The 3,357-nt window shown below is 73.1% G+C and carries 1 protein-coding gene; it reads left to right on the top strand.

Annotated features, from left to right (window positions below; translation table 11 throughout):
- Positions 1-185: 185 nt before the first annotated feature.
- On the top strand, positions 186-3,357 hold a 3,172-nt coding region (locus FOE67_RS20635; RefSeq protein ID WP_182666335.1), incomplete at its 3' end, for a DASS family sodium-coupled anion symporter.

Here is a 3,357-nt window from a genome sequence, read left to right as displayed (position 1 = left end):
GGGCCCCCGCCCTCCCCCGGTCCCGACCCGGGGGAGGGCGGGGGCCCTCGGGTGCCCGGTCCCGGGGCGCCGGGCACCGTTCGCGACCCTTACGAACAAAAGCGCGACACCCCCGGTGAGCCGTGTCACATTCACCGAACCCACCGGTTACCGCGAGATGGCCGGAACGTTTCGGAGGATGAGTCATGGCGACGACGGAGACGCCGACCGCGGAGGCGCGGGCACGGCACGACGCGGGCCCCCGCCCCGGGGCCACGGAGGAACACCTCCCCCACCGACGGATCTGGCTGGGCCGGATCCTCGGCCCGATCCTGGCGGTGGCGGCCTACCACCTGATCCCCGCCGACCCGGACCTGTCCACCGCCGCCCGGACCAGCCTGGCCCTGGTGGTCCTGGTCGCCGTGTGGTGGATGACCGAGGCCCTGCCACTGGCCGCCACCTCGCTGGTGCCGATCGTGGCCCTCCCCCTGCTGGGGATCTTCCCGGTGGCGGAGGCCGCCGCCCCGTACGCGAACCCGATCGTCTTCCTCTTCCTGGGCGGCTTCGTCATCGCGCTGGCCATGCAGAAGTGGAACCTGCACCGGCGGATCGCGCTGCTCACGATGCGCGCCATCGGCACGAGACCCAAGCAGTTGATGTTCGGCGTCATGGCCGCCACCTGGTTCCTCAGCATGTGGGTCTCGAACACCGCGACCGCCCTGATGATGCTGCCCATCGGCACCAGCGTGCTGGCCCTGGTGATGGCCCGCCGCACCGCCGACGGGGACCCCGCGACCGACGGGCCCGGGGACGCCGGCGCGGCCGTGGTCGGGAAGGCCGGCGCGACCGGCACGACCGCGACCGCCCCGGTCTCCCCGAACACCGTCGCCGACCGCGACGTGCGCAACTTCTCCGTCTGCATGATGCTCGGCATCGCCTACGCCGCCACCATCGGTGGTCTGGCCACCCTCATCGGCAGCCCGCCCAACCTGATCATGAGCGGCATCATGGAGGAGAGCTACGGCATCTCCATCGGGTTCGCCGACTGGATGATGCTGGGCGTGCCGCTGTCGGCGATCTTCCTCGTCATCGCCTGGCTGTTCCTGACCCGCGTCGCCTACCCCACCGGCCTGAGCGACGTCATGGGCGGTCGCGAGGTCATCCAGCGGGAGCTGGACGACCTGGGTCCGATGTCCCGTGGCGAGTGGACCGTGCTGACCGTCTTCGCCTGCACCGCCCTGCTGTGGGTCTTCCGCGAGCCGCTCACCGAGTGGGGCGCGCTCACCTCCGTGCTGCCCTTCATGGCCCACCTGGACGACACCGTCATCGCGATCGCCGCCGTCGTCGCGCTCTTCCTCATCCCGGTCGACGCCCGGCGCGGGGTGCAGACGATGGACTGGCGAACCGTGCAGAACGGGGTGCCGTGGGGCGTGCTGCTGCTGTTCGGCGGCGGCCTGGCGCTGGCGAAGGCGGTGCAGGAGACCGGTCTGGCGACCTGGATCGGCACGAAGATGGACGGCCTGGGCGCGCTGCCGGTCATCCTCCTCATCGCGGCGGTCTGCCTGATCATCCTGCTGCTCACCGAGCTGACCAGCAACACCGCCACCGCCTCCACCTTCCTGCCGGTGCTGGCCGCCGTCGCGGTCGGCATCGCGGTCGACCCGCTGCTGCTGGCCGTTCCCGCCGCCATGGCCGCCACCTGCAGCTTCATGTTGCCGGTCGGGACCCCGCCGAACGCGATCGTGTTCGGTTCGGGCCACGTCACCATGGCCCAGATGGTCCGCGCCGGGCTGTGGCTCAACCTCATCGGCGTCGTGTTGATCACCGTGATGACGCTGCTGCTCGCCGGCGGCACGACCCTGATCGCCCTGGAGGTCCGGCGCGACAGCCGCTCCGACGCCGAACAACAGGCACTGACCCTGGCCGTCGGCCTGTCCCGGCTCCCCGAGGTCCGCACGGCGCTGAAGGGCCCCGACCCCTCGGCCGAGCTGCGCCCCACCGCCAGGGCCGTGCGGGAGGCCACCGGCACCGACTTCATCGTCTTCATGACCCCCGAGGGCATCCGGTACACCCACCCCGACCCCACCCGGATCGGGGGGCGTTTCCTGGGCACCATCGAGCCCGCCCGGCGCGGTGAGGTGGTGACCGAACAGTACGAGGGCACCCTCGGCACCTCCGTGCGGGCGGTGGTGCCGATCCACGACGACCCCGACGGCGACGGCGAGGCCGACGGGGAGGTGATCGGGCTGCTGTCGGTCGGCATCCTCCAGGACCGGATAGGCAGCGAGCTGCGCCGCCGGCTGGCCCCCGTGGTCTGGCTGGCCGGCGGGGCCATGCTGATCGGTGCCGCCGGCAGCTGGGCCGTCAGCCGCCGGCTGGACCGCCAGACGCTGGGGCTGGGGGCGGCGGAGATCACGCGCCTGTACGAGCACCACGACGCCGTGCTGCGCGCCGTGCGCGAGGGGCTGCTGATCATCGCCCCGGACGGCCGGCTGGTGCTGGCCAACCACCCCGCCCGCCGGCTGCTCGGACTGCCCGCCGGGGCGGAGGGGCAACCCGTGGCCGCGCTGCCCGTGCGCGCACCGCTGGACGAGCTGCTCGCCGCCGGGGAGAGCGTCACCGACCGGCTGTGCGTGTACGGGGACCGGGTGCTGGTGGTCAACGCCGAACCGATCGAGAAGGACGGGCGCCGGCTGGGCACCGTCATCACCCTGCGCGACCACACCGAGCTGGAGGAGCTGGCCGGCGAGTTGGACTCCGCGCGCGGTTTCGCCGACGCCCTGCGCGCCCAGGCGCACGAGTCCGCCAACCGCCTGCACACCGTGATCACCATGGTGGAGCTGGGGCAGACCGAACGGGCGGTGGAATTCGCCACCGTGGAGGTGGCCGCCGCCCAGCAGCTGGCCGACCGCATGACCGCATCGGTGACCGAGCCCGCCCTCGCCGCGCTCCTGCTGGGCAAGGCCGCGCAGGCCGCCGAGAAGGGGGTGGAACTGGTGATCACCGAGGACACGGCGGTGGACGCCGACCTGACCGACCCGGGACACGGCATCGCCCCCCGCGACCTGGTCACGCTGGTCGGGAACCTGGTGGACAACGCCATCGACGCCGCGCTGGCGGCGCCCCCGCCGCGCAGGGTCACCGTCACCGCCGCCCTCCGGGAGGGGACGCGCCCGCCGGGCGGAGAGGAGCTGCTGGTGCGGGTCGCGGACACCGGGGCGGGCGTGGACGGGGACCGGGTGGAGGAGATGTTCCGACGCGGCTGGTCCACCAAGCGGACCGACGCCGCTCACGGGCGGGGCCTGGGGCTGGCGCTGGTGCGGCAGGTCATCGACCGGTACGGCGGTTCCGTGGAGGTCACCCGGGGCGACGCGGCGG

This window comes from Streptomyces calidiresistens, assembly GCF_014141525.1.
GTDB classification, from domain to species: domain Bacteria; phylum Actinomycetota; class Actinomycetes; order Streptomycetales; family Streptomycetaceae; genus Streptomyces; species Streptomyces calidiresistens.
The sequence above is the reverse complement of the archived record's forward strand: the minus strand, read 5'-3'. Positions and strand labels throughout refer to the sequence as shown.